The organism is Raoultibacter massiliensis, assembly GCF_900199545.1.
GTDB classification, from domain to species: domain Bacteria; phylum Actinomycetota; class Coriobacteriia; order Coriobacteriales; family Eggerthellaceae; genus Raoultibacter; species Raoultibacter massiliensis.
This window is the reverse complement of record NZ_LT962671.1, coordinates 436602-459329: the sequence shown is the minus strand read 5'-3', so window position 1 is coordinate 459329 and position 22728 is coordinate 436602. Positions and strand designations below refer to the sequence as shown.

Genomic DNA, 22728 nt, shown 5'->3' with positions numbered 1-22728 from the left:
AAGCCTCTTTTCCTTTGTACCCTCGCCCCAAGGCTTACGCCTCGGAGTAAACCTCCTTGAGCTTCAGAAGGTGTTCGTAGCGATCGAGCGCAGCCTGCTCGTTGCGCTCGAAGAGCTCGGTCGCGCGCTCGGGGAACTCGCGCGTCAAGCGGCTGTAGCGAGCCTCGTTCATCAGGAACTCCTGATAACCGCCCGCAGGTTCCTTGGAATCGAGCACGAACTTCTTGCCCGCCGGCGCTTCGGGATTGAAGCGGAAGAGGTTCCAGTAGCCGCAATCGACTGCCTTCTTCATCTCGTCCTGGCAGTTCGCCATGCCGCCCTTGATCGAATGCATCTCGCAGGGCGAGTACCCGATGATGAGCGACGGTCCGGGATAGGCCTCCGCTTCCGCGATGGCCTTGATGGTCTGCGCCGGCTTGGCGCCCATGGCAACCTGGGCCACGTACACGTAGCCGTACGCCATGGCGATCTCGGTGAGGCTCTTCTTCTTGATGTCCTTGCCGGAGGCGGCGAACTGGGCAACCTGGCCGATATTGGAAGCTTTCGATGCCTGTCCGCCCGTATTGGAGTAGACCTCGGTATCGAACACGAACACATTGACGTCCTTGCCCGAAGCGAGCACGTGGTCGAGTCCGCCGTAGCCGATGTCGTAGGCCCAACCGTCGCCGCCGAAGATCCAGACGGATTTCTTGGTCAGGTATTCCCTGTTCTCAAGCACGGCAGCTGCAATATCGCGCACCGCAGCGTCATCGGATGCGGCCAGTCTCTCGAGCTCGGCGATGTACGCCTGCGAAGCCTCTTTGCTCTCCTCCGCGGCGCCCATGGAATCGATCCAAGCCCGCGCGGCAGCTTTCGCCGCTTCGTCGGCACCCGATGCCAGAAGCTTCTCGCTATCGGCAACCAGCTTGTCGCGCACGGCCTCGTGTCCGAGCAGCATGCCCAAACCATGCTCGGCGTTATCCTCAAACAGCGAGTTCGACCACGCGGGACCATGGCCGTCTTTGTTGATCGCGTACGGCGACGTTGCCGCAGGACCACCCCAGATCGACGAGCAGCCCGTAGCGTTCGCCACATACATGCGATCGCCGAACAGCTGCGTGACGAGCTTGGCGTAAGCGGTTTCGGCGCAGCCGGCGCAGGCGCCCGAGAACTCGAGCAGCGGCTGCTTGAACTGGCTGCCCTTGACACTGACGTCTTCCAGCTCGGGCTTGTCGGAAACCTGCGTCACGCAGTACGCGAACACGTCTTGCTGGGCAAGCTCGTCTTCCTGCGCAACCATGGCAAGCGAATCGGTCGGGCACACGTTCACGCACACGCCGCAGCCCATGCAGTCAAGCGGCGAAATAGCCAGCGTGTACTGGAATCCGTCGTTGCCCTTGCCCTTCATCGGAACGAGCTTGATGGCAGAGGGTGCAGCCGCGGCTTCGCCCTCGGTCAATGCAAACGGGCGGATGGTGGCATGCGGACACACGAACGCGCACTGGTTGCACTGGATGCAGGTTGCTGCATCCCACTCGGGAACGCTCACGGCAACGCCGCGCTTCTCGTAAGCCGCGGCACCCTGCTCGAACTGGCCGTCGGCATGCGCGACGAACGCGGAGACGGGCAGGCGATCGCCGTCCATGCGGCCCACCGGCTCCATGATCTCGACGACCTGCTTGACAAGCTCGGGACGGCCCGCAAGCTCGGAGGCCTCGGCCCCGTCGGTCGCCTCGGCCCAGCTTGCCGGAACCTCGACCTGCACGAAGGCGGTAGCGCCGGCCTCGATGGCGCGATGGTTCATGTCGACGACTTCCTGACCCTTTTTGAGATAGGATTTGGTCGCAGCGTCTTTCATGTACTGCAGAGCCTCGGCCTGGGGAATCACGTTCGCAAGCGCGAAGAACGCCGATTGCAGGATGGTGTTCGTGCGCTTGCCCATGCCGATTTCCTGGGCGAGGTCGATGGCGTTGATGGTGTAGAGCTTGATGTCGTTTTCGGCAATGTAGCGCTTTGCCTCGGCGTTCAGATGATGCTCGAGCTCTTCGGGCGACCACTGGCAGTTGATCATGAACGTACCGCCCGGCTTGACGTCGTTGACCATGCGGAAGCCCTTGGTCACGTACGACGGGTTATGACAGGCGACGAAGTCCGCCTTGTTGATGTAGTAAGTGCTGCGAATGGGAGAATCCCCGAAGCGGAGGTGGCTGATCGTCACGCCGCCGGTCTTCTTCGAATCGTACTGGAAGTAGGCCTGCACGTATTTATCGGTATGATCGCCGATGATCTTGATCGAGTTCTTGTTCGCGCCCACGGTGCCGTCGCCGCCGAGGCCCCAGAACTTGCACTCGATGGTTCCCTCTGCAGCCGTATTGGGGCTCGCCGGATCTTCGGGAAGGGAGAGGTTCGTCACATCGTCCACGATGCCGACCGTGAACTCGCGCGCCGGAGCATCCTTCTCGAGCTCCGTGTAAACCGCGAACACCGACGAAGGAGGAGTGTCCTTCGAAGCAAGGCCGTAGCGCCCGCCGACCACGATGAGGTCGGTGCGTCCCTCGTGCACGAGGGCATTGACGACATCCATGTAGAGCGGCTCGCCCACAGCGCCCGGCTCCTTGGTGCGGTCCATGACCGCGATCTTCTTAACGGTCGCGGGAAGCGCGGCCATGAATTTCTCGGTCACGAACGGGCGGTACAGGCGAACCTTCACAAGACCGACCTTCTCGCCGTGAGCGTTCAGGTAATCGACGACCTCTTCGACGACGTCGCAGAACGAGCCCATGGCAACGATCACGCGATCGGCGTCGGGAGCGCCGTAGTAGTTGAACAGTTCGTAGTTGGTGCCGAGCTTCGCGTTCACCTGATGCATGTAGTCTTCGACAACCGCAGGCAACGCCGCATAGTGGCTGTTGCACGCTTCGCGATGCTGGAAGAACACATCGCCGTTCTCATGCGAGCCGCGCATGGCAGGACGCTCGGGATTGAGGGCATGCTCGCGGAATTCGCGCACCGCATCCATATCGCACATATCGGCAAGATCGTTGTAATCCCACACGGCGATCTTCTGCACCTCGTGAGAGGTACGGAAACCGTCGAAGAAGTTGATGAATGGAACGCGACCTTTGATGGCGGCAAGGTGCGCTACGGCAGACAGGTCCATGACCTCCTGCACGTTGCTTTCGGCGAGCATGGCGAAACCGGTCTGACGGCATGCCATGACGTCGGAATGATCGCCGAAGATGCTGAGCGCCTGCGTTGCAACCGTACGCGCACTCACATGGAACACGCTCGGCAGCATTTCGGCTGCCATCTTGTACATATTGGGGATCATAAGAAGCAGACCCTGGGAAGCAGTGTAGGTAGTCGTCAGCGCACCGGCAGCAAGCGAACCGTGAACTGCACCTGCGGCACCGCCCTCCGACTGCATCTCGCATACCTTTACCGTGGTGCCGAAGATGTTCTTCTGGCCGGCAGCGGCCCACTGATCCACCAGGTCGGCCATAGGGCTCGACGGAGTGATGGGGTAAATGCCCGCTACCTCGGTAAACGCATAGGAGACGTACGCCGCAGCATTATTGCCGTCCATGGATTTGAGTTCTCTCGTCATACACCTCTCCTTTTGAAGGGATTTCTCTCTGACCCGAAGCTCGAAGATGAGGCGCAACCGCACGATCGCACGCATTCGAACGGGTACCGGGCAACCCCGGCCTTTCCCTCCCGCTCGAAAATCTTCGTCTGGCCGAACTTCGTCTGGTCGGATACACGGCATTCATGATACCAGTCCGAATTCGCCGCTCTCCGCGTCGAGCTTGACGGGCAGCATGGCGCGGTCGCTCCAATCGGCAAGCGGCCAGAATTATGAAGGGAACGTGTGAGGCGACTGCAGCAACGAGCCGAAGCCCTCGCCTCGCCCAGCACCCAGCCGGCTAAACGCCGCTTGAGCGATCGGCATCGGTGCCTTCGCCCGAACACGCGCCCGCCGCATCGGCCATGCGATTCCCCGGATCGCCGCCGTCGCATGGCGCATCCGCATCCTCGCAGGCGCCGCCGAGCTTCTTCCCAAGCTCTTCGGCCAATACGGGCAGAAGCTCGGCGAAGGTCTCGTCGATCTTCTTTTTCTTGAGCTGGCACTCCCAGATGACATGCACGTGCCAACCCATATCCCGAAGCGCGGCGAGGTTTCTCTCGTCGCGCTCCACGTTCCGTTCGAACTTGATGTGCCAGTACTCGACGTTCGATTTCGGAAGCGACAAGTTGCAGTGCGGGCACCTGTGCCAAAAACATCCGTTGACGAACAAGGCGACGCGCTTTCCCGGCCAGGCGACATCGGGCCTGCCGGGCACCTTCCACTGGAGACGGTAGCCGGTCAGCCCCGCTTCGCGCAGCCGCTTGCGCACGAGCAATTCGGGTTTGGTGTTCTGGCGCTTGTTCGACTGCATCGACTTGTGGACGGCCTCGGACGATGCAGGAGGCGCTTGAGGGGTTTTGCGCTGCGTTTCCTTATCCATCGAACCTCTTGCCTACGTCCAGAACTGAGCCGTCTCTATCACGCTCTGATAAGCCCAGGGATACACGTCCGAATACCAACCCGTCTCGGGCACGAAGCACACGAGAAGGCTGTAGATCAGGCTTACGGAAACGAGAACGACGAGCACCTTCATCAAAAGATCGCGCGTCACCGACCCCTGATCGAGGTTCTCGTTCACGATAAACGCAAGAAGAACGGCAGCTGCAAGAAACATGAAGCTGAAATCGGCGAAGTACCGCTGCAGGATTCCCGCCATCTGCGCGTCGAGCAAGGCAACGAGCACACCCGCCGACAGCAAGACGATGATGACTCCCGCGATCGTGCGCGTGGACCGCTGGGCAACGCGCATCCGCAATATGCGCTTCGAAAACGGCAAGATCCACAGGATGGGCAGGCACGCAAGGATGCCTCCGAAGGTGACTTCCTTGATGGTCTGCCCCATGTAGGTCGTATCGAACGGAGCGGCTTGAACGAACGGGAACACGCCCGTTACGCACGGAGGCTGGAGGAAGTACGCGAAAAACGCAGGTGCAAGGCGCCCCGCGCTGAAACCTCGCTTGGTCATATCGTTAACCGTGAGGTTGTAGTTCGCCCCGAAATTCGTCGGAGACCCGAAACGGGCGCAGTTGTACCACATAAGCCCCGCCGCAACCACGAGATACGGCGCAACCAGACACGCGAATTCCCGGGCGCCCTTTGGTGTAAACAGGTGGCGCTTCGTAATAAACAGCCGCCAGAACAGCGGGAACGCAAGCAACGAGAACGCAAGCAGCTGAGGTCGGCATCCGGCGACGAGAGCCATGCACAACGAGCCCGCCAAGTACCACTTGCAGGGCGAAGCAGACGTTCTCCCCTTCATCCAGAAATACAGGCCCCACACCGAGAACGCCAGCCCGAGCATGATGGGCAGCGAATAGAACGTGGGGAACTTCAGCAAGTAGAGAACCCCGCAGCAGAAGACCAGGGGAATCTGCAACAGCAGGTACAGTCCGAGGCTCACTCGCTTAAAGTGGTAGCGCGCAAAACGATCGAGCAGCGCAGAACATCCGAGCACGAACGCGATGCACGCGATGAGCACGCCGATGGCGGTTGGAAAATTAGCTCCCGTTATCAGGAAAAAGGGAAGATAGAACAACAGGACCGGCACCACTCCGAAATACACGTAGTAATGGCCGTCGTAATACGCCACATCGAACAGGTAGGACTCCCCCGTCACCTTCTGGGCTTCGTCGCGTGCTCCCTTGTCGTAGGGGTCATCCATGTCCTGGAGCCACTGCGGGGGCTCCTCTTCCAGATAGAGCTGCCCCTTCGACATGGCCTTGGCAAGCTCGGCGTACTGCTGGGCGTTGTCTCCCCCCACCTCGAACGTGTTGACGATGCTCGTGCCATCCCATGCCCCGAAGTTGTACGAAGAGGTGGCCACACCCACAAGGTTCGAGCCGAAGAAGAGGAATGTCGCCATCAGATACACCTCGACGACAACCGTTGCGACGATAATGGCCTTCGAGCGGCGGGGCTGCTCGACGATGAAACAGCGGTAAATGCTCGATTTCGGCCTGAAAACGCAGATGAGAGCAAGAATGCCGAGAGCGATGAAATAGCGTGCCGTATTGAATTCAAACGGATGATGCGCGTTGACGGCGATGCCGTCGAGAAGGATCGGGTACTGCACGTTGTCGCCGACGATCTCGATGCGCAGGTTGTCCACAAGCCCTGCAGTGTTAAGGTTGATGTATTCGCTCTGGTCGACGAACGTGGATACGGTCGTCGTGGGAACGCCCACGGTGTATTCCGTCGAGTCGAAATACGTGTGATGTGCTTCGTCGGTAAACTGGATCTTGATCTGAAGCGCCTGGGCGGGCTGCTTGAAATCGAAATCGAGCCGCAGGTTGCGAACCTCGGTGTTGAGGTTCGAGAACTCTATGACGTGATCGACCTCGGTCAGCCGGTACTGGGTCTTATCCCCATCGTGCGTTTCCTGCAGATCGAGCTTGCTCGTCAAATCGATGGTGCTGTAGCCTGCCGAGGCGAAGTAGTTGATGTTGAAGACGAATACCTCGAGCAACGTCGCCACGAGGAATACAACGGCTACGCATTTCGCGATATGCACCAGGGCAGCCCTGTTCGCACGCGCATAGTCGCCGACGATCCTTCTGATCTTTTCCCATAAACTTGGCATAAGCGCTACAGATTATACGCGATTAGCCCTCCGCGGACTACGACAAACGCACGAACCGACAAGAGCGCAAAAGGGCCGGCAATACGCCGACCCCTACTTGGTTGTCCGAAACCGCTATTTCGCACGCAAAGCCCGTGCAGAGCCCCCGCAGCGAAATCTGCGCGGCTCTTTACAGGCCGAGGCTCTTCTTCACGTCGGCGTACACGACATCGGGATCGCGATCGCCGTCGATGGCGACGAGCAGATCGCAGCCGCGATAGTAGTCGATCAGCGGAGCGGTCGACTTCTCGTACACATCGAGGCGGTTGCGCACGGTCGCTTCGTTGTCATCGTCGCGCTGGTACATCTCGCCGCCGCATTTGGGGCAGGTGGCATCTGCGGCCGTACCGATGTAGCCGCAATCCTTGCACATGCGGCGCGAGGTAAGGCGGCCGACGATGACTTCGGAATCAACATCGATGAGCAGCGCCGCATCGAGCGGGCGCTCCAGCTTGGAAAGCTCGGCGTCGAGGGCAACGGCCTGCGCGGAAGTGCGGGGGAATCCGTCGAGGATGAAACCCTTTTCGGTGTCCTTGCTCTGCAGGCGCTCGGTCACGAGCCCGATGATGACATCGTCGGGAACGAGATCCCCGGCGTCCATGAAGGACTTCGCCTTCTTCCCCAGCGGGGTTCCCTCCTTGACGGCGGCGCGGAGCATGTCGCCCGTCGAGATATGCGGAAGTTCGTACTCCTCGACCAGCTTGGCAGCCTGCGTGCCCTTGCCGGCGCCGGGAGCCCCCAACAACACGATATTCATGTTCAAATCCTTTCGCTCACAACGATCACCGTATTGTAGCAAAGCAGCACGTGCATGACGGCTTTTTTAAAAGATTCGCAGCATAAGAGCTCATTATCACTCGCTGACGGCGCGTTGAGAACCGTCGTTTGAATTCCTTTCGCACACTCGAACGACATCCCGAAGCTGCGCGTCAACGCAGATGGCGGACGGCGGCATCGGATGCGGGCGGCTGCGGCCGTCGCCCGCTTGCCCACCGGACGTGGCGCAGAACACGTGGCAGACGACGCGAGGCTGCGGCAGAGCGCCGCGGATCGTACGGTAGGAGATGCCGGATTGCAACGGTGTCGCATCGGCCGAACTGCGCACAACGGCGCCTCAAGAGTGCTGTGTATCAAGAGTGCTGTGTAAGGAGTTCCCTTGCGAAAATCGCCCCGAAAATGGCGGTCAAGGCAAGCTTCTGTCAGAATTACGCCCTGTTAGTAACTTATTTCATTTCCGTGAACAGGAGAAACACCTGTCAACGCTATCAGATAGCACCACGAGTGACCGCCTACGACGCCAAATGACTACAGAAGCTTGCCTTGACCGCCATTTTCGGGGTCTTTTCATGATAGAAATCTCTTACATAACTGCCGCCTCCAAGGACTCTTCACCTGAGAAGCCTTTCCGGAGCCGCCGCTTGGGAATTTCGTGCGAAAAGATCTTCCGCGACTGCCGCTTTAGAACGCCTTCGCAAAGAAAAGCATCTCGGAATGCAAAAACGCCCCGATCAATGCTCTGAGCGGGGCATACGCAATAGCAAAACGCGTGAATTTGTGCGAATCTTGTACACGACGGGTCAAAACGGATGAAAAAGCCCTGGTCAGCATTTTGACCAGGGCCTTCCGTTTGCAATATGCTTTATTTGAAAAATCCGTCGTAGTTGTGCATCTTCAGCTGGGATTCGATCTTGCTCATGGTGTCGAGGGCAACGCCGATCATGATGAGGATCGAAGTGCCGCCGAACGCCTGGATGAGCTGGTTGCCCGTGAAGAAGAAGATGATGCTCGGCACAACCGCGATCAGCGCGATGAAGATGCCGCCTGGCAGCGTTACGCGGTTGATCACGTTCTTGATGTACTGCACCGTGGCCGATCCAGGACGCACTCCTGGCACGAACCCGCCCTGCTTGCGCAGGTTATCGGCCGTCTCTTCGGGATTGAACACCATCGAGGTGTAGAAGTACGCGAAGAAGACGATCAGAACGAGCGTGATGATCCAGTTGACCCAACCGGTCGAGATCGCATTGGCGAAACCCGTGAGCCATTCGACGTTGAACAGCGCGGCGATCTGAGCCGGGAAATAGATCAGGCAGCTTGCGAAGATGATCGGGATAACGCCCGCAGCGTTCACCTTGAGCGGGATGTAGGTGGACTGCCCACCCATCATCTTGCGGCCCTGGATGCGCTTGGCGTAGTTAACGGGAATGCGCCGCTGGGCACGCTCGACGAAGATGATGAGCGGTATGCAGACAAGCACGACGACCACGATGAGCGCGGTTATCGCAATGCCCATCCCCATATCGGCCTGCAGGTTGATCGACGAGAAGATGGCAGACGGGACGCGGCTTACGATGCTCACGAAGATGATGAGCGACATGCCGTTGCCGATGCCCCGCTGCGTGATGAGCTCGCCCATCCACATGATGAAGGCCGTGCCGGCAACCAGCGTGAACACCACGAGGATGTCGGTCAGGAGCTCGGGAACCTCGGTCGAGAACACGACGCCGTACTGCGGCGACTTGAACAGGAAGAGGTAGCCGATCGCGTTGATCAGACCAAGGCCAAGCGTCAGATAACGCGTGACCTGAGTGATCTTCTTACGGCCCGAATCGCCTTCCTTCGCCCAACGCCCGACGGCCGGGATAACGCCCTGCATCAGCTGCATGATGATCGATGCGGTGATGTAGGGCATGATGCCGAGCGAGAACACCGAGAAGTTCGAGAGAGCGCCGCCGGTGAACAGGTCGAGCATCGTCATCGAAACGCCGGCATCCTGAAAGGAGCTGGCGAACTCGTTGAACGGAATGCCCGGCACCGGAACGTACGCCCCGAAGCGATACAGGGCAAGGATGGCAAGCGTGAAGAGAATCTTCTTCCGCAGCTCCGGGACCTTGAATGCATCAACAATTGAGCTTAGCAAGGCTCTTCAACCTTTCCTCCGGCTGCCTCGATCTTTGCTTTCGCCGAAGCAGAAACCTTATCAACCTTCACGGTCAAAGACTTGGTGATCTCGCCGTCGCCGAGAACCTTGACGAGCGCATCGGAGTGCTTGATGATGCCCTTCGCCTTCAGGCTGTCGCCATCGACGGTCTCCCCTGCCTCGAAATACGCATCGAGACGGCTGACATTGACCGGCACGTACTCGACGCGGTTGATGTTGCGGAAACCGGGGAGCTTGGGAAGACGACGCGCCAAGGGGGTCTGGCCGCCCTCGAATCCTGTGCCCTTACCGCCGCCCGCGCGGGACTTCTGACCATTATATCCGCGGCCTGCGGTCTTGCCGGTGCCCGATGCGGGGCCGCGGCCAACGCGCTTGCGGGCCTTCTTGGATCCTTCTGCGGGTACGAGATCTTTCAGTTCCATTGGTAGTTCTCCTTTATATTCGCTGTATCGGGCCCATGCCCGATGCTGGCAGCTCGCCGCCAGCAAACTTCCGGGTAAGTATATACTATTCTCAATCGAGCAGTATATACGGAAAACGAAGAAGCCGTTTAGGCTTCTTCGACTTCTACGAGATGCTTAACCTTGAAGATCATGCCGCGCACGCAGGGGTTGTCCACCTGCTCGACCGTACGGCCGATCTTGCCGAGTCCGAGCGCCTTCAGGGTTTTACCCTGATCGGCCGGACACGCGATTGCGCTTTTGACCTGCTTAACGCGAAGAGTCTTCTCTGCCATGGTTACTTCTTCTCCTTCCAGCCATAAATCTGGCCGACCGAAATGCCACGGCGCTTGGCAACCTCTTCGGGACTCTCCATGTTCTTGAGACCCTCGGCGGCAGCCTTCACGATGTTCATAGCATTGTTGGTGCCGAGCGACTTGGTGAGCACGTCGGTCACGCCGGCGAGCTCCATGATGGCGCGGACCGGGCCGCCGGCGATAACGCCGGTACCGGGAGTCGCAGGCTTGATGAGCACGCGACCTGCGCCGTATTCGCCGAGAATATCATGCGGAAGCGTCTTCTCGGCGGTCAGAGGCACGGTGAACATGTTCTTCTTGGCGTCTTCGACACCCTTCTTGATGGCGATCGGCACTTCCTGGGACTTGCCCATGCCGACGCCCACGCGACCGTTGCCATCGCCGACGACCACGAGTGCAGTCAGGGCGAAACGACGGCCACCTTTGACAACCTTGGAAACGCGGTTGATGTAGACCACGCGTTCCTGAAGCTCAGGAACCGCTGCCTGGTTATCTTGCTGTTTACGAGCCATAAGCTTCTAACCCCTTCTAAAATTTCAGGCCGGCTTCACGGGCACCGTCGGCAACGGCCTTGATGCGCCCATGATACAGGTTTCCGCCACGGTCGAAAACAACTTCCGTGACCCCGGACTCTATCGCTTTCTTGCCGATCAGGCTTCCGAGAACAGAAGCTCCCTCGACGGTCGCGCCGCTTTTCTCGGTCGCCTTGAAGTCAGGGCCGAGCGTGGACACCGCGCAGATGGTCTTTCCTGCAACGTCGTCGATAACCTGAGCGTACATATTCGAATTGCTGCGCGTGATGCACAGGCGCGGACGGGCGGGCGTTCCGGAGATCTTCCCGCGGACGCGGGTGTGGCGGCGACGCAGCCCGGCTTGCTTTGCTTTAAGTTTCTTCATGATAGTTTCCCTTCAGTCCTTTTTCTCAGCTACGGTGATCGCGATTAATCGGACTTGGCAGCTTTGCCGAGCTTACGACGGACACGTTCGCCCTCGTAGCGAATACCCTTGCCCTTGTACGGCTCGGGCTTGCGCCACTTGCGAATGTTCGCCGCAACCTGGCCCACTGCTTCTTTGCTGGGACCGGAAACGATGATTTCGGTCTGGCTGGGAACTTCGAAGGTGATGCCCTCGGGAGCCTTGACCAGAACCGGGTGAGAATAACCGAGCTGCATTTCGAGATCGGTGCCCTTGAGCGCGGCGCGATAACCGACGCCGACAAGCTCGAGCTTCTTCTTGAAGCCGGTGGACACGCCCTCGACCATGTTGCTGACAAGCGTACGGGTGAGGCCGTGCAAGCTCTTGGCTTCGCGGCTGTCGTCCGGACGCTCGACGATGATTTCGTCGCCTTCTTGCTTGATGATCATCATTTCGGGAAGCGTGCGGGACAGCTCGCCCTTCGCACCCTTGACCGAAACGGTGGATCCGTCGATTTTGACCTCGACGCCAGCAGGAACGGCGATGGGTTGTTTGCCGATACGAGACATATCTAAATCCCTTCCTTTCCTACCAGATGTAGGCGATGACTTCGCCGCCCACGCCTGCTTTGCGGGCATCGCGGTCGGTCATGACGCCGTGGCTCGTCGAGATGATAGCCGTACCGAGGCCTCCGAGAACGCGGGGCAGCTCGTCTTTGCCGGCGTAGATGCGCAGACCGGGCTTCGAGATGCGCTTCAAGCCGCGGATCGTCTTGCTTTTCTTATCGCCGTACTTCAACGTGATCTCGAGAGTATCGCGGGGTTCGCCCTTCTCGATCTCGTAGCCCACGATGTAGCCCTCTTCCTGCATGATGCGGGCGATCTCGATAAGCTTCTTGCTCGACGGCATGGAAACCGTCGGCTTGCTTGCAGAGTTTGCGTTACGCACGCGCGTAAGCATATCTGCAATGGGGTCGTTCATGCTCATTGTTTCTCCTTTGGTTCGTGATGAGCCGGGGGTCCGGTTCGTCGGCGCCCGTAGCGCCTCCGCCTATACCGACGGCACACCCGTTGCGTACCGAATAAAGTCTCGAGGTCCTACCAAGAAGACTTGGTCACGCCGGGAAGTTCGCCCTTGTTCGCAAGCTCGCGAAGGCAGACGCGGCACAGACCGAACTTGCGGTAGTACGCACGCGGGCGACCACAGCGAGTGCAGCGATTGTGCTGGCGCGTCGAAAACTTCGGCTCGCGCTTAGCTTTGGCGATCATCGATTTCTTAGCCATGCAATTCCTTCTTTCCTATAACCAACTCGATGGCATTCGAGTTCTGGTTCCTAATTCTTGAACGGGAAGCCAAGCGCTTTGAACAGCGCGAAGGCACTCTCGTTATCCTCGGCGGTGGTCACGAACGTGATGTCCATGCCGCGCGTACGATCGACTTTGTCGTATTCGATCTCCGAGAAGATCAGCTGCTCGGTGATGCCGAGCGTGTAGTTGCCGCGGCCGTCGAAGCTCGTCGTCGGAATGCCGCGGAAGTCGCGGACGCGAGGAAGCGCCGTCGCCAGAAGGCGATCCAAAAACTCCCACATGCGGTCGCCGCGCAGCGTGACCTTGCAGCCGATGGGCTGACCTTCGCGCACATGGAAACCCGCGATGGACTTCTTGGCGCGCGTGATGGCGGGCTGCTGACCCGTGATGGTGCGCAGGTCGGCCATAGCCGCATCAAGCAATTTCGAATCGTTGGAAGCGGCACCGACGCCCATGTTCACGACGATCTTCTCGAGACGCGGAACCTTGTTGACGTTATCGACGCCGAGCTCTTTTTCGAGCGCCGGCACGATCTCGGTGTTGTACTGCTCCTTCAAACGAGGAATAGCCATGTTGTGTAACCTCTCTTCGATGAATTAAACACAGGATTTCCGACCCTGCGTCCCCCGCTGGCGGGGGTCATGCTTGCGTGTACCTAAACCGAAAGCCCGAATGCCCGGGCTTCTGGTCGATTCCTTACTTGTCGATGGCTTTGCCGCACTTCTTGCAGTAACGGACCTTCTTGCCATCTTCGCGCTTGATCGCGATACGGGTGGCCTGCTTGCACTCGGGGCACACGATCGCAACGTTGGAAACGTGGATCGGAGCCTCGACGCTCGAGATGCCGCCCTGAGGATTCTGCTGAGTCGGGCGAAGCGCCTTCTTGACGACGTTGACCTTCTCGACGACCACGCGCTCCTTCTCGGGCAGCGCGCGCAGGACGACGGACTCCTTGCCCTTATCCTTGCCGGTCAGGACCTTGACCTTATCGCCCTTCTTGATGTTCATCTTTGCCATTTGCGTATACCCCCTTACAGCGTTTCCGGTGCCAGGGACACGATCTTCATGTACTTCTTGTCACGCAGCTCGCGGGCGACAGGCCCGAAAATACGGGTGCCCTTCGGTGCGCCGTTGTTGTCGATAAGCACGGCAGCGTTCTGATCGAACTTGATGTAGCTGCCGTCCGAGCGACGGACTTCCTTCTTCACGCGCACGACCACGCAGCGGACGACTTCGCCCTTCTTCACGTTGCCGTTAGGCGCCGCTTCCTTAACGCTGCAGATGATGACATCGCCGAGCCCTGCATAGCGGCGCTTCGAGCCGCCGAGGACCTTGATGCACTGCACCTTGCGAGCGCCGGAGTTATCGGCCACTGCGAGCATGGTTTGCATCTGAATCATTGCTGTAACCTAACTTTCATCTCGTATAGTCTGAATGCGGACAAGCAGACTATTTGGCCTTTTCCACGATCTTGAGCAGGCGCCAGCGCTTCAGCTTGGACAGCGGCCTGGTCTCCATGATCATGACGGTGTCGCCAACGCCTGCGGCGTTTTCCTCGTCATGGGCATGAAACTTCTTCGTGCTTGTCATCATCTTGCCGTACACAGGGTGCGGCTTGCGTTCCTTCACCTGAACAACGCAGGTTTTATCGCCTGCGGCGCTTACGACGACGCCCTGGCGAACCTTGCGAGAATTACGTTCTTCACTCATTTATTCTCTACCTAACCTTTCAGTTCGCTTAAGCGCTCAGCTCGCGGGCGCGCATCTCGGTTTGGATGCGGGCGATGTCCTTCTTGACCTGACTCACGCGAGCGGTATTGTCAAGCTGGCTCGTGGCCATCTGGAAACGCAGATTGAAAAGCTCTGCGCGTGCTTCTTTAAGCTTCGCCTGCAAATCTTCAGCCGAAAGCTCGCGAATCTCTGCTGCCTTCATTTATGCCTGCCCTTCCGTTTCGCGAGAAACAATCTTGCACTTGATGGGCAATTTGTTGATGGCAAGACGAAGCGCCTCTTTGGCGGTCTCCTCATCAACACCGTCGATCTCGAACATGATGCGGCCGGGTTTGACAACCGCTACCCAAGCCTCGGGATTACCCTTACCGGAACCCATGCGGGTTTCTGCGGGCTTCTGCGTAATGGGCTTGTCGGGGAAGATCGTGATCCACACTTTACCGCCACGCTTCATGTGACGGGTCATGGCGATACGGGCAGCCTCAATCTGGCGGTTCGTGATCCAGGCAGCCTCTTGGGCCTGGATGCCGTAGGAACCGTGGTTCAAACGGGTGCCGCCCTTGGCCTTGCCCTTCATCGAACCACGCTGCACCTTGCGGTGCTTGACACGCTTAGGTACGAGCATTTACTTTGCCCCCCTCTCGTTGCGACGGGAACGGTTGGGGCGAGAGCTTCCCTCGAGCGCGGGCTGGGGAGCCTTCTGGCCGGGGAGCACTTCGCCGTGGTAAACCCACACCTGCACACCGATGGAACCCATGGTGGTGGCAGCGGTGGCGAAACCGTAATCGATCTTGGCGCGCAGCGTATGCAGCGGCACGCGGCCTTCGCGATACCACTCGCGGCGGCTCATCTCGGCACCGCCGAGACGGCCTGCGCACTGGATACGGATGCCCTGGGCACCGCTCTTGCGGGCGGATTGAACGGCCTTGCGCATCGCGCGGCGGAACGCCACACGGCCTTCGAGCTGCTCGGCAACGCTCTGAGCGATGAGAACGGCGTCGAGTTCGGGGCGCTTGACCTCGATGACCTCGACCGAAACGGGGCCGTTGGCGATCTTGTCGAGCTTCTTGCGCAGAGTGTCGATCTCGGCACCCTTCTTGCCGATCACAACGCCCGGGCGAGCCGTGGTGATGATGACCTTGATCTTATCACCGGCGCGTTCGATTTCCACTTTGGAGACGGCGGCGCGGGAAAGATACTTGTTCAAGAACTTGCGAATAGCCAGGTCGTTTTCCAGGTTCTTCGCGTAATCCTTATCCGAATACCAGCGGCTGCGCCACTCCTCGGTAATGCCGAGACGGAATCCGGTGGGGCTGACTTTCTGACCCATGTGCTTTATGCCTCCTCTCGTGTTGCGACGATGATGGTGATATGGCTCGTGCGCTTGCGGATGCGCGAAGCGGAGCCCTTTGCACGCGGACGAATGCGCTTGAGCGTCGGGCCTTCGTCGGCGAATGCGGTCTTGACTACCAGCGACTCGGCACGCACGTGATGGTTGTGCTCGGCGTTGGCAACGGCAGAGTTGAGGGTCTTCTCGACCGTCTCGGCAATGCCGCGGTTGGTGAACTTGAGAATCTCGCGGGCTGCCGGAACGGACTTGCCGCGGATCTGATCGATGACGATGCGGGCCTTGCGAGGCGAGACGCGCACGAAACGCGATACTGCTTTAGCTTCCATGCTCGCGTCCTCCTATCGCTTGCCTTTGTCGGCCGAGTGGCCGCGGAACGTACGCGAAGGCGCGAATTCCCCGAGCTTATGACCAACCATGGATTCGGTTACGTATACGGGCACGTGCTTGCGGCCATCGTGCACGGCGATGGTGTGGCCCACCATTTCCGGGAAGATGGTGCTGGCACGAGACCAGGTCTTGATGACGTTCTTCTCGCCTGCCGCGTTCATCGCCTCAATGCGATCGAGAAGGCGCGGTTCGACGAAAGGACCTTTTTTCAAACTTCTACTCACATCTACTCCTTATGCGCTCGCGCTACTTCTTGCGCCGACGGATGATCAAGCGGCTCGAAGCCTTCTTGGGATTGCGGGTGCGATGGCCCTTGGTAGGAACGCCCCACGGGGTGACCGGATGACGACCAGCGGACTTGTTCTTGCCTTCGCCGCCGCCGTGCGGATGGTCGACCGGGTTCATAACGGTACCGCGAACGCTCGGGCGGATGCCCTTCCAGCGGTTGCGGCCGGCCTTGCCGATCTTGATGTTGCCGTGCTCGGCGTTTCCAACCTCGCCGACAGTGGCGCGGCAGGTCACGAGAACGCGACGCATTTCGGAGGAGGGCATGCGGAGGATGGCGTAATCGCCTTCCTTGCCCATGAGCTGGATGCTCGTGCCGGCGGAACGCGCGATTGCGGCGCCGCGGCCGGGCTGAAGCTCAACTGCGTGGACAAGCGTGCCCACGGGGATCGCCGACAAGGGCAGAGCGTTGCCGGGCTTGATATCGGCATCGACACCGCTCATGACGGTATCGCCGACGCGCAGACCCTTCGGATGAAGGATGTAGCGCTTCTCGCCGTCAGCGTAATGGAGCAAGGCGATGCGCGCTGAGCGGTTCGGGTCGTATTCGATGGTCGCAACCTTGGCGGGCACCCCGTCCTTGTTGCGCTTGAAATCGATGATACGGTAACGGCGCTTCACGCCGCCGCCCTGATGGCGGGTGGTGATGCGACCGTTGTTGTTGCGGCCTGCCTTCTTGGGCAGAGGCGTCAACAGCGACTTTTCCGGCGTGGTGCAGGTGATCTCGGCGAAATCCGAGACCGTCTGGAAGCGCCTGCCGGGACTGGTCGGCTTGTATTGCTTGACTCCCATCTCAATCCTTTCTTAGCGGTCTCCTGCTCGCACGCACACTCCCTGCGTACCCCAAAAGACCTTATCAACCAATGTGGTGCCGCTTGCCGCCTAACGCCCGTTTCGGAGTGAGGCGTTTACGACTCCGGCTTTCCACGCGTCCGGGTGTATCCATCCACGACCAGACGCAAACGAAAATTATATACGCCCGGTGGCGTGTACGCAAGAATTTTTTCCTGATTGGGATTTGCGAACCCGATTGCACAACCTGCACACAAATAAGCCCGGGAATGCGCGACCGCTGCCGCCGCACTTCCCCGCTATATGCGATACAATTGGTCATCGTTATACTGATACGATCGAAACGGAAGACCTGTGACATGGAATTTCACGGCGGAATGCATCGCGTTCATCATCGCATGCATCATCCTTGCCTACTCTCGCAAAAGCTACCTGACCCCCAGCCTTAAAAACAGGATCTTCCAGGCTTGCCTCGCCATCACGGTTTCCGCCATTGCCCTCAACATCGCCTCGACGCTGCTCATCCAGAACGAAACGGCGGAGCTGATCGGCATCACGTGGCTCGTCACTATGCTTTACTTCGTAGCAACTCCGCTTATCAGCACCGCTTACTTTTATTATACCTATGCGACGATCGCCGAGGCGCGAAATCGCAGTCGCATGACCGCGGTGCTCGGCGCCATCCCCTATGCGCTTTACCTTCTCTGCGTAGTCGCAAACACCTGGACGGGCTGCCTGTTCTATCTCGACGCTCAGGGCGAATACCACCAAGGCTCGCTGATCATCGTCACCTACATCGTATTCTATCTGTACTGCATCATGTGCTTTGCGCTTGCCTTCGCATCGCGCAAAGACCTCGATCCCGCCATCACGAGGATACTGACGCTCTTTCCCGTGCTGGCCGTCGTGGTCATCGTTATCCAGCAGATGTTCCCCACCTACATCTTATCGGGGTCGGCAGCCGTATGCTCGCTGCTCATCGTGTACCTGTACCTCCAAAACAAGCAGATATCGATCGATTTTCTCACCCGAATCCCCAATCGGCAGGAATTCTCGAAGATGGTCGCCCTCGAATTGAAGCGGCAGCGCCCGTTCACCGCCGTGATCGTTTCGGTGAACAATTTCAAATTTCTGAACGACAAATTCGGATCGGAAAACGGAGATGCGTTCCTCGGTTCGTTTTCATCGTATCTGCACGAAGCCGTCGACACCCCCTGGCTCTACCGCTACGGCGGCGACCAGTTCGTCGCGCTCTATGAGGGAGACCGGCGCGCCAAAGTCGACTCCTTCCTCGACACGCTGCAGGACCGCATGGCCGATCCCTGGCAGGTCGAGGAGAACCACTTCGTCATATCGTGCTCGATCGGCGTCGTCACGTACCCCGACGTCGCATCGAGCAGCAGCACCATCGTCAACGCGCTCGAATATTGCGCAAGCGAATCGAAGCGGCTCGGACCGAACGTCGTCTGCCGGTGCACCGGCGATATGGTGCGCGCCATAAGCCGCAAACACCATATCGCCGATATTCTGAGAACCACGCTTGCAAACGACGGATTCGATACCCACTACCAACCCATATGGTCTATCCCCAAGCGCCGGTTCGTCTCAGCCGAGGCGCTCTGCCGCCTCGACGGCACCGAATTCGGCAGCATCTCCCCCGCCGAATTCATTCCCATCGCCGAAGAAACGGGGCTGATCGTCGATATGACCTATCTGACGCTCGGCAAAGTCTGCTCGTTCGTCAAAAACGTGCGCGACGAGCACCCGGACGCGCCCCTTGAGTGCGTGTCGGTTAACTTCTCGACCATCCTGTTCATGCAAAACGATCTGGCCGAGAGAACGCTCGGAATCATCGAAGACAGCGGGATCGACCCCGCTTCGATCAAGATCGAGATCACCGAAAGCACCCTTGTCTCGAACCTCGACACGGCGAGATCGTTCATTCTGACCATGCACGAAGCAGGCGTTCAGTTCTGCCTCGACGATTTCGGCACCGGATTCTCGAACATCTCGACCATCCTCGAACTCCCGCTCGACATCATCAAGCTCGACAAAAGCATCGTTTGGCACGCCTCGGAGAGAGAGCGAGATGGAGACGACTTTCTCAAGCATCTCATTTCGGCATTCAAGGCCATGGGAAGCGAGGTGCTCGCCGAAGGAGTCGAAACCGAATCCCAGCGCGCGTTCGTCGAGCGGAGCGGCTGCAGTCTCATCCAAGGATTCCTGTTCGCCAAGCCCCTGCCCGCGAAAAAAGCCCTGGAGGTCATCGGGGAAACAGGCAGGCGCGTAAGGCCGTAGGCCCATACGCCGAGAGTTCCCCCATGCACCTCTTCTAGCGCGACGATATTCGGTTCTGCGTTCGAAGCGGGAGGCCGACAGCCCATCTTGCAGCTTCGCAGCGTGTTGTTCGATATATACGTGATGCGGCCCGAAAGCAACCGGAACCGTACTTAAAACCACAACCGTCACGCAGATACGACTTATTGTCGATGCCAGAGAGAAAGATAAGCGACAAGGGGGATGCGACGGTAAACGCAGTCTAGCAAACTTGTACGACATCGTCATCGCACACTCGTATCAAGGAGCAGAGATCGGACGGCTAGGGGACAACCAACGCTTCAGATTCTCGCAAACAAATGGGCAGCGAGGCTTTTTCGCCAACGTCTCCATGGCATGCATCGGCTTTTCACTTTGCAATGCCTACATTGCCACCATCGTATGGAGTCCGCTGTTCGGAGCGGCAAGCGAACAGCCCGATTCATTCATGCATCTGCTGAGAATGGTATTTTTCCTCACCGATGCGGTTTCCGCCCTGGTGCTCAAACTCATATCGGATACGCTGGCGCCACGTAGGATTCAGTTCGTCCTCATTCCCCTCGGTCTAGCCTGCTCTCTTCCGCTAGCCCTATTTCTCTTTCTCGACAACAGTTCGTTTCTTCAGAGTCAATGGCTGGCTATCGCCGCTTGGGGATTCGGGGGAACGGCCGTCGCCGCGATTTGCGCAAGCTGGTCCTATTTTCTCAAACCTTCTTCATACCATGCGAATTTGTGTAACTCAGCTACGCCCTTCATAATCAGCGGCGTAATTTTCACCGCCATGCAGTTTCTTGATCCTGCAGCAGCATCCGTTGTCACAGCAGCGCTCCCCTTCGCCTCCGCAACCCTCTGGTGCACCTGCCATTTCCATAGAAAGCGACAGGCGCACTGCGCCAATGATGCCGAATTCATCCACGAATCGTTTGAGAACAGCGTAAAAGACGTCCTCGGTCTCCCTCAGTCGAATTTCGCATTGTTCACCATCGCAACAGGAACTATCATTGGGTTTACCGGAGCCCTGGGCACGCTGAAAGCCTACGACGATTGGGTTTTTCTCTTCATCGGCCTGTCTCATCTCACCGCTGGCCTCGCAACGTATGCGCTCCTCGGCACAAACCCCGTTTACCCACCAAGATGGTTTTTCGTTGTGCTCCTACCCCTCGCAACGACTTGCTTGTACGCCGCCTCGATAGCCCCTTCCAAACCAGTTGTGATCATCTGTCTTTTAGTATTGTTCACCCTCTCCGCCATCTACCATATTATCGAGCAAGTATTCACAAGCAAGTTCGACATCGATCGAAGCAAACTTGCGTACAGCTATTTCAGCCGCGATCGCATCATCAACACCTGCGGCATGCTTATAGGCTGGTTTATCTTCTACGTCGACGCTTTCGGGCCGCTTTCACATAGAGTCGATTCGTTCTTCTTGGTTTCGGTTTTGCTGTTCGCAGCGTTTTTCTTCATAACGGCTCCGCTGATCAGTGCGAAAAACTCCGATTCGCCCCCCGATTCTGCAAAGCGGCCCGAGCTATACGCTTTCGCCCTCTCTTCGATCTTTGCCGAGTACGAAATCAGCAAGCGGGAGCAGGAGGTATACATGCTTTTGCTCCAGGGCAAGAGACGCCAGGACATCCACGAAGAGCTTCACATCTCGACAAACACGGCAAGATCGCACATCTATAATATCTACCAAAAAATGGGCGTGCACACCCAGCAGGAACTTATCGAACTCACCGAACGTGCGATCGAGGCGAAAGCATGAAACGCCTTCTTCAAGGTATCTCGCTCGACGCCAAATTCTCTCATACCGGAGTACTAAATCGACATTCAGGACACTTTGGCAGTTGCGCAGGCCCGAAAGACTGCCGAAGATATCGATACGCATCGGGACGAGAGTCGACGCCGCAACCGCATCTGTTCGAGCTTTTTGAAATCGATGCACGAAACGATGAATCACGCTGTCCGAAGCATAGGGGGAACGATGGCAGCAACCGCAACACCCATGAAGAACAAGAACCTCGTCAAGGCATCGCTGATCCTCAGCAGCATAGACGGGCAGGTTCAGGCTGCCCTTTACATGCCCATACTCGCACTCATCACACAGACGTTCCAAGATTCAAACGCCGTCAATTTTTCCTTTTCCATTACGTCAGGCGTCATGGTAGTCGTCATATTCATCGCCGGGCATCTGGCCCGCATCGTCGACAAAAGAAACCTCATGATCGTCGGCACCTTGATTTTCATAGCGGGAGGATTCCTCGGGTCGTTCTCCCCTAACGTCGAAGTTCTTATTGCAACCCGTGCGATCGAAGGCGTTGGTGCCGGACTCGTCTACCCGATGGTGCCCGCCATTACCGCGCAGCTCTTCGAGGGGAGAGAAAGAACGCAGGTCATGGGGCTTCTCAACGGGGGAGCCTGTATAATCGCATTCTTTTTGAACTTCGGTGCAGGCACTGTCGGAGCCCTGTTCGGATGGAGGGTCTGTCTCTACATTTACGCTATCCTCGCCATAGCGGTTTTCATGCAACTGAAGTTCATACCTAAGCTTGGACCCGAAAAAAACCTGCTCGGAGCGAAAGATTCCCAGGGAAGAAAGATATCCGTACCCGTAGCAGTGTACCTGCTCGCCGCCGCAAACTGCGTTTTCTCATGCTGCGGGATGATATTCAACATGACGCTTTCCGGCTTCGTCATCGATTCGGGGATCGGCTCATCGGCAGTTGCCGGCACGGCAGGTTCCGTGCAAACGTTTGTTGGATTCCTCGTCGGATTGGCTTTCGCCCGCATCATCAAACGGTTGGGTAGATTCGTACCGGCATTTGCCCTTGCCATGCTCGCTATATGTTACTTCGGGCTCTCTGTTGCAACAACGCCGTTCACGGTGTACTGCAGCATCGCGTTCATCGGCTTGTGCTGCGGCATCCTCTACCCTTATCTGAACGAATGCGTAGCCCGTGTAACCCATGTTTCGAAAGTGACGCTTGGCATGTCCTATGTTTCGATAGGCATGCTGGTCGGCAACTTCCTGTGCAGCTTCTTCGTCGCCTTCCTCGCCTCGGCCACAAACGGATCCTATACGGCGATGTTCGCGATCATCGCAACCGCTGCTACCATCGCTTCAGCGGCGTTCTTCGCTGCAGCGATCCTCAGGGGCGCCGCAGCCCGCAAAAACGCTGCGGCGCACGAAGACGACGCAGCGTAAACGGCAGTCTCTGAAAGAA

General features: G+C 58.2%; 25 protein-coding genes. 3 read left to right on the top strand and 22 right to left on the bottom strand.

Annotated features, from left to right (window positions below; translation table 11 throughout):
• Window positions 1-34: 34 nt before the first annotated feature.
• From nifJ to rplB, 22 genes are all read right to left on the bottom strand, one after another.
• Complete coding sequence (gene nifJ / locus C1719_RS06075; RefSeq protein WP_102375942.1) at window positions 35-3586, bottom strand: pyruvate:ferredoxin (flavodoxin) oxidoreductase; 3552 nt, start codon at window positions 3584-3586, stop codon at window positions 35-37.
• A 319-nt stretch (window positions 3587-3905) separates the two neighbouring features.
• Window positions 3906-4487, bottom strand: a complete 582-nt coding sequence (locus C1719_RS06070; protein ID WP_102374307.1) for a very short patch repair endonuclease — start codon at window positions 4485-4487, stop codon at window positions 3906-3908.
• Window positions 4488-4499: 12 nt separating this feature from the next.
• A complete protein-coding gene (locus tag C1719_RS06065; RefSeq protein WP_102374306.1) occupies window positions 4500-6686 on the bottom strand; it encodes a cytochrome C oxidase Cbb3 in 2187 nt (728 codons plus the stop codon).
• Between the two features lie 169 nt (window positions 6687-6855).
• On the bottom strand, window positions 6856-7482 hold the full coding sequence (locus tag C1719_RS06060) for an adenylate kinase (protein ID WP_102374305.1): 627 nt from the start codon (window positions 7480-7482) through the stop codon (window positions 6856-6858).
• An 882-nt stretch (window positions 7483-8364) separates the two neighbouring features.
• Entirely contained in the window at window positions 8365-9645 is a 1281-nt protein-coding gene (secY, locus tag C1719_RS06055; RefSeq protein WP_102374304.1) for a preprotein translocase subunit SecY, read from the bottom strand.
• Entirely contained in the window at window positions 9639-10088 is a 450-nt protein-coding gene (rplO, locus tag C1719_RS06050) for a 50S ribosomal protein L15 (protein WP_102374303.1), read from the bottom strand. Before rplO ends, secY begins: the two co-directional genes overlap by 7 nt.
• A gap of 128 nt (window positions 10089-10216) precedes the next feature.
• Window positions 10217-10402, bottom strand: a complete 186-nt coding sequence (gene rpmD, locus C1719_RS06045; RefSeq protein WP_102374302.1) for a 50S ribosomal protein L30 — start codon at window positions 10400-10402, stop codon at window positions 10217-10219.
• Window positions 10403-10404: 2 nt separating this feature from the next.
• A complete protein-coding gene (rpsE, locus tag C1719_RS06040) occupies window positions 10405-10935 on the bottom strand; it encodes a 30S ribosomal protein S5 (protein WP_102374301.1) in 531 nt (176 codons plus the stop codon).
• Between the two features lie 16 nt (window positions 10936-10951).
• Complete coding sequence (rplR, locus tag C1719_RS06035) at window positions 10952-11320, bottom strand: 50S ribosomal protein L18 (RefSeq protein WP_102374300.1); 369 nt, start codon at window positions 11318-11320, stop codon at window positions 10952-10954.
• Between the two features lie 44 nt (window positions 11321-11364).
• The gene (rplF, locus tag C1719_RS06030; RefSeq protein WP_102374299.1) at window positions 11365-11907 is read right to left on the bottom strand and encodes a 50S ribosomal protein L6; all 543 of its coding nucleotides are present in this window, start codon (window positions 11905-11907) and stop codon (window positions 11365-11367) included.
• A gap of 19 nt (window positions 11908-11926) precedes the next feature.
• Window positions 11927-12325 (bottom strand): 30S ribosomal protein S8, encoded by a 399-nt coding sequence (rpsH, locus tag C1719_RS06025; RefSeq protein WP_102374298.1) that lies wholly within the window; start codon window positions 12323-12325, stop codon window positions 11927-11929.
• Window positions 12326-12435: 110 nt separating this feature from the next.
• Window positions 12436-12621, bottom strand: coding sequence for a type Z 30S ribosomal protein S14 (locus C1719_RS06020; protein WP_041239446.1), 186 nt, complete (start codon window positions 12619-12621; stop codon window positions 12436-12438).
• Between the two features lie 50 nt (window positions 12622-12671).
• Complete coding sequence (gene rplE, locus C1719_RS06015) at window positions 12672-13217, bottom strand: 50S ribosomal protein L5 (protein ID WP_102374297.1); 546 nt, start codon at window positions 13215-13217, stop codon at window positions 12672-12674.
• A gap of 124 nt (window positions 13218-13341) precedes the next feature.
• Complete coding sequence (gene rplX / locus C1719_RS06010; RefSeq protein ID WP_102374296.1) at window positions 13342-13662, bottom strand: 50S ribosomal protein L24; 321 nt, start codon at window positions 13660-13662, stop codon at window positions 13342-13344.
• Between the two features lie 14 nt (window positions 13663-13676).
• On the bottom strand, window positions 13677-14045 hold the full coding sequence (gene rplN / locus C1719_RS06005; RefSeq protein ID WP_102374295.1) for a 50S ribosomal protein L14: 369 nt from the start codon (window positions 14043-14045) through the stop codon (window positions 13677-13679).
• Window positions 14046-14094: 49 nt separating this feature from the next.
• A complete protein-coding gene (gene rpsQ / locus C1719_RS06000; protein ID WP_102374294.1) occupies window positions 14095-14355 on the bottom strand; it encodes a 30S ribosomal protein S17 in 261 nt (86 codons plus the stop codon).
• A gap of 28 nt (window positions 14356-14383) precedes the next feature.
• Window positions 14384-14578 carry a 50S ribosomal protein L29 gene (gene rpmC, locus C1719_RS05995; RefSeq protein ID WP_102374293.1) on the bottom strand — a complete coding sequence of 65 codons (195 nt, stop codon included), beginning with the start codon at window positions 14576-14578 and terminating at the stop codon, window positions 14384-14386.
• Complete coding sequence (gene rplP / locus C1719_RS05990) at window positions 14579-15001, bottom strand: 50S ribosomal protein L16 (RefSeq protein ID WP_102374292.1); 423 nt, start codon at window positions 14999-15001, stop codon at window positions 14579-14581.
• Entirely contained in the window at window positions 15002-15706 is a 705-nt protein-coding gene (gene rpsC, locus C1719_RS05985; RefSeq protein WP_102374291.1) for a 30S ribosomal protein S3, read from the bottom strand.
• Between the two features lie 5 nt (window positions 15707-15711).
• Entirely contained in the window at window positions 15712-16053 is a 342-nt protein-coding gene (gene rplV, locus C1719_RS05980; protein WP_102374290.1) for a 50S ribosomal protein L22, read from the bottom strand.
• 12 nt (window positions 16054-16065) lie between these two features.
• Complete coding sequence (gene rpsS / locus C1719_RS05975) at window positions 16066-16338, bottom strand: 30S ribosomal protein S19 (RefSeq protein WP_102374289.1); 273 nt, start codon at window positions 16336-16338, stop codon at window positions 16066-16068.
• Window positions 16339-16360: 22 nt separating this feature from the next.
• Complete coding sequence (rplB, locus tag C1719_RS05970; protein WP_102374288.1) at window positions 16361-17191, bottom strand: 50S ribosomal protein L2; 831 nt, start codon at window positions 17189-17191, stop codon at window positions 16361-16363.
• A gap of 354 nt (window positions 17192-17545) precedes the next feature.
• Here rplB and C1719_RS05965 point away from each other — a divergent pair, with 354 nt between their 5' ends.
• From C1719_RS05965 to C1719_RS05955, 3 genes are all read left to right on the top strand, one after another.
• A complete protein-coding gene (locus C1719_RS05965) occupies window positions 17546-19489 on the top strand; it encodes a putative bifunctional diguanylate cyclase/phosphodiesterase (RefSeq protein ID WP_102374287.1) in 1944 nt (647 codons plus the stop codon).
• Between the two features lie 370 nt (window positions 19490-19859).
• On the top strand, window positions 19860-21269 hold the full coding sequence (locus C1719_RS16025; RefSeq protein WP_102374286.1) for a helix-turn-helix transcriptional regulator: 1410 nt from the start codon (window positions 19860-19862) through the stop codon (window positions 21267-21269).
• 219 nt (window positions 21270-21488) lie between these two features.
• Window positions 21489-22709, top strand: coding sequence for an MFS transporter (locus C1719_RS05955; RefSeq protein WP_180963495.1), 1221 nt, complete (start codon window positions 21489-21491; stop codon window positions 22707-22709).
• Window positions 22710-22728 lie beyond the last annotated feature (19 nt).

Bases quoted from the DNA above. Each gene is read 5' to 3' on its own strand.
- nifJ (WP_102375942.1), bottom strand. From the start codon at position 3,586: ATGACGAGAGAACTCAAATCCATGGACGGCAATAATGCTGCGGCGTAC.
- C1719_RS06070 (WP_102374307.1), bottom strand. From the start codon at position 4,487: ATGGATAAGGAAACGCAGCGCAAAACCCCTCAAGCGCCTCCTGCATCG.
- C1719_RS06065 (WP_102374306.1), bottom strand. From the start codon at position 6,686: ATGCCAAGTTTATGGGAAAAGATCAGAAGGATCGTCGGCGACTATGCG.
- C1719_RS06060 (WP_102374305.1), bottom strand. From the start codon at position 7,482: ATGAATATCGTGTTGTTGGGGGCTCCCGGCGCCGGCAAGGGCACGCAG.
- rplO (WP_102374303.1), bottom strand. From the start codon at position 10,088: ATGGAACTGAAAGATCTCGTACCCGCAGAAGGATCCAAGAAGGCCCGC.
- rpmD (WP_102374302.1), bottom strand. From the start codon at position 10,402: ATGGCAGAGAAGACTCTTCGCGTTAAGCAGGTCAAAAGCGCAATCGCG.
- rpsE (WP_102374301.1), bottom strand. From the start codon at position 10,935: ATGGCTCGTAAACAGCAAGATAACCAGGCAGCGGTTCCTGAGCTTCAG.
- rplR (WP_102374300.1), bottom strand. From the start codon at position 11,320: ATGAAGAAACTTAAAGCAAAGCAAGCCGGGCTGCGTCGCCGCCACACC.
- rplF (WP_102374299.1), bottom strand. From the start codon at position 11,907: ATGTCTCGTATCGGCAAACAACCCATCGCCGTTCCTGCTGGCGTCGAG.
- rpsH (WP_102374298.1), bottom strand. From the start codon at position 12,325: ATGAGCATGAACGACCCCATTGCAGATATGCTTACGCGCGTGCGTAAC.
- C1719_RS06020 (WP_041239446.1), bottom strand. From the start codon at position 12,621: ATGGCTAAGAAATCGATGATCGCCAAAGCTAAGCGCGAGCCGAAGTTT.
- rplE (WP_102374297.1), bottom strand. From the start codon at position 13,217: ATGGCTATTCCTCGTTTGAAGGAGCAGTACAACACCGAGATCGTGCCG.
- rplX (WP_102374296.1), bottom strand. From the start codon at position 13,662: ATGGCAAAGATGAACATCAAGAAGGGCGATAAGGTCAAGGTCCTGACC.
- rplN (WP_102374295.1), bottom strand. From the start codon at position 14,045: ATGATTCAGATGCAAACCATGCTCGCAGTGGCCGATAACTCCGGCGCT.
- rpsQ (WP_102374294.1), bottom strand. From the start codon at position 14,355: ATGAGTGAAGAACGTAATTCTCGCAAGGTTCGCCAGGGCGTCGTCGTA.
- rpmC (WP_102374293.1), bottom strand. From the start codon at position 14,578: ATGAAGGCAGCAGAGATTCGCGAGCTTTCGGCTGAAGATTTGCAGGCG.
- rplP (WP_102374292.1), bottom strand. From the start codon at position 15,001: ATGCTCGTACCTAAGCGTGTCAAGCACCGCAAGGTGCAGCGTGGTTCG.
- rpsC (WP_102374291.1), bottom strand. From the start codon at position 15,706: ATGGGTCAGAAAGTCAGCCCCACCGGATTCCGTCTCGGCATTACCGAG.
- rplV (WP_102374290.1), bottom strand. From the start codon at position 16,053: ATGGAAGCTAAAGCAGTATCGCGTTTCGTGCGCGTCTCGCCTCGCAAG.
- rplB (WP_102374288.1), bottom strand. From the start codon at position 17,191: ATGGGAGTCAAGCAATACAAGCCGACCAGTCCCGGCAGGCGCTTCCAG.
- C1719_RS16025 (WP_102374286.1), top strand. From the start codon at position 19,860: ATGGCATGCATCGGCTTTTCACTTTGCAATGCCTACATTGCCACCATC.
- C1719_RS05955 (WP_180963495.1), top strand. From the start codon at position 21,489: ATGGCAGCAACCGCAACACCCATGAAGAACAAGAACCTCGTCAAGGCA.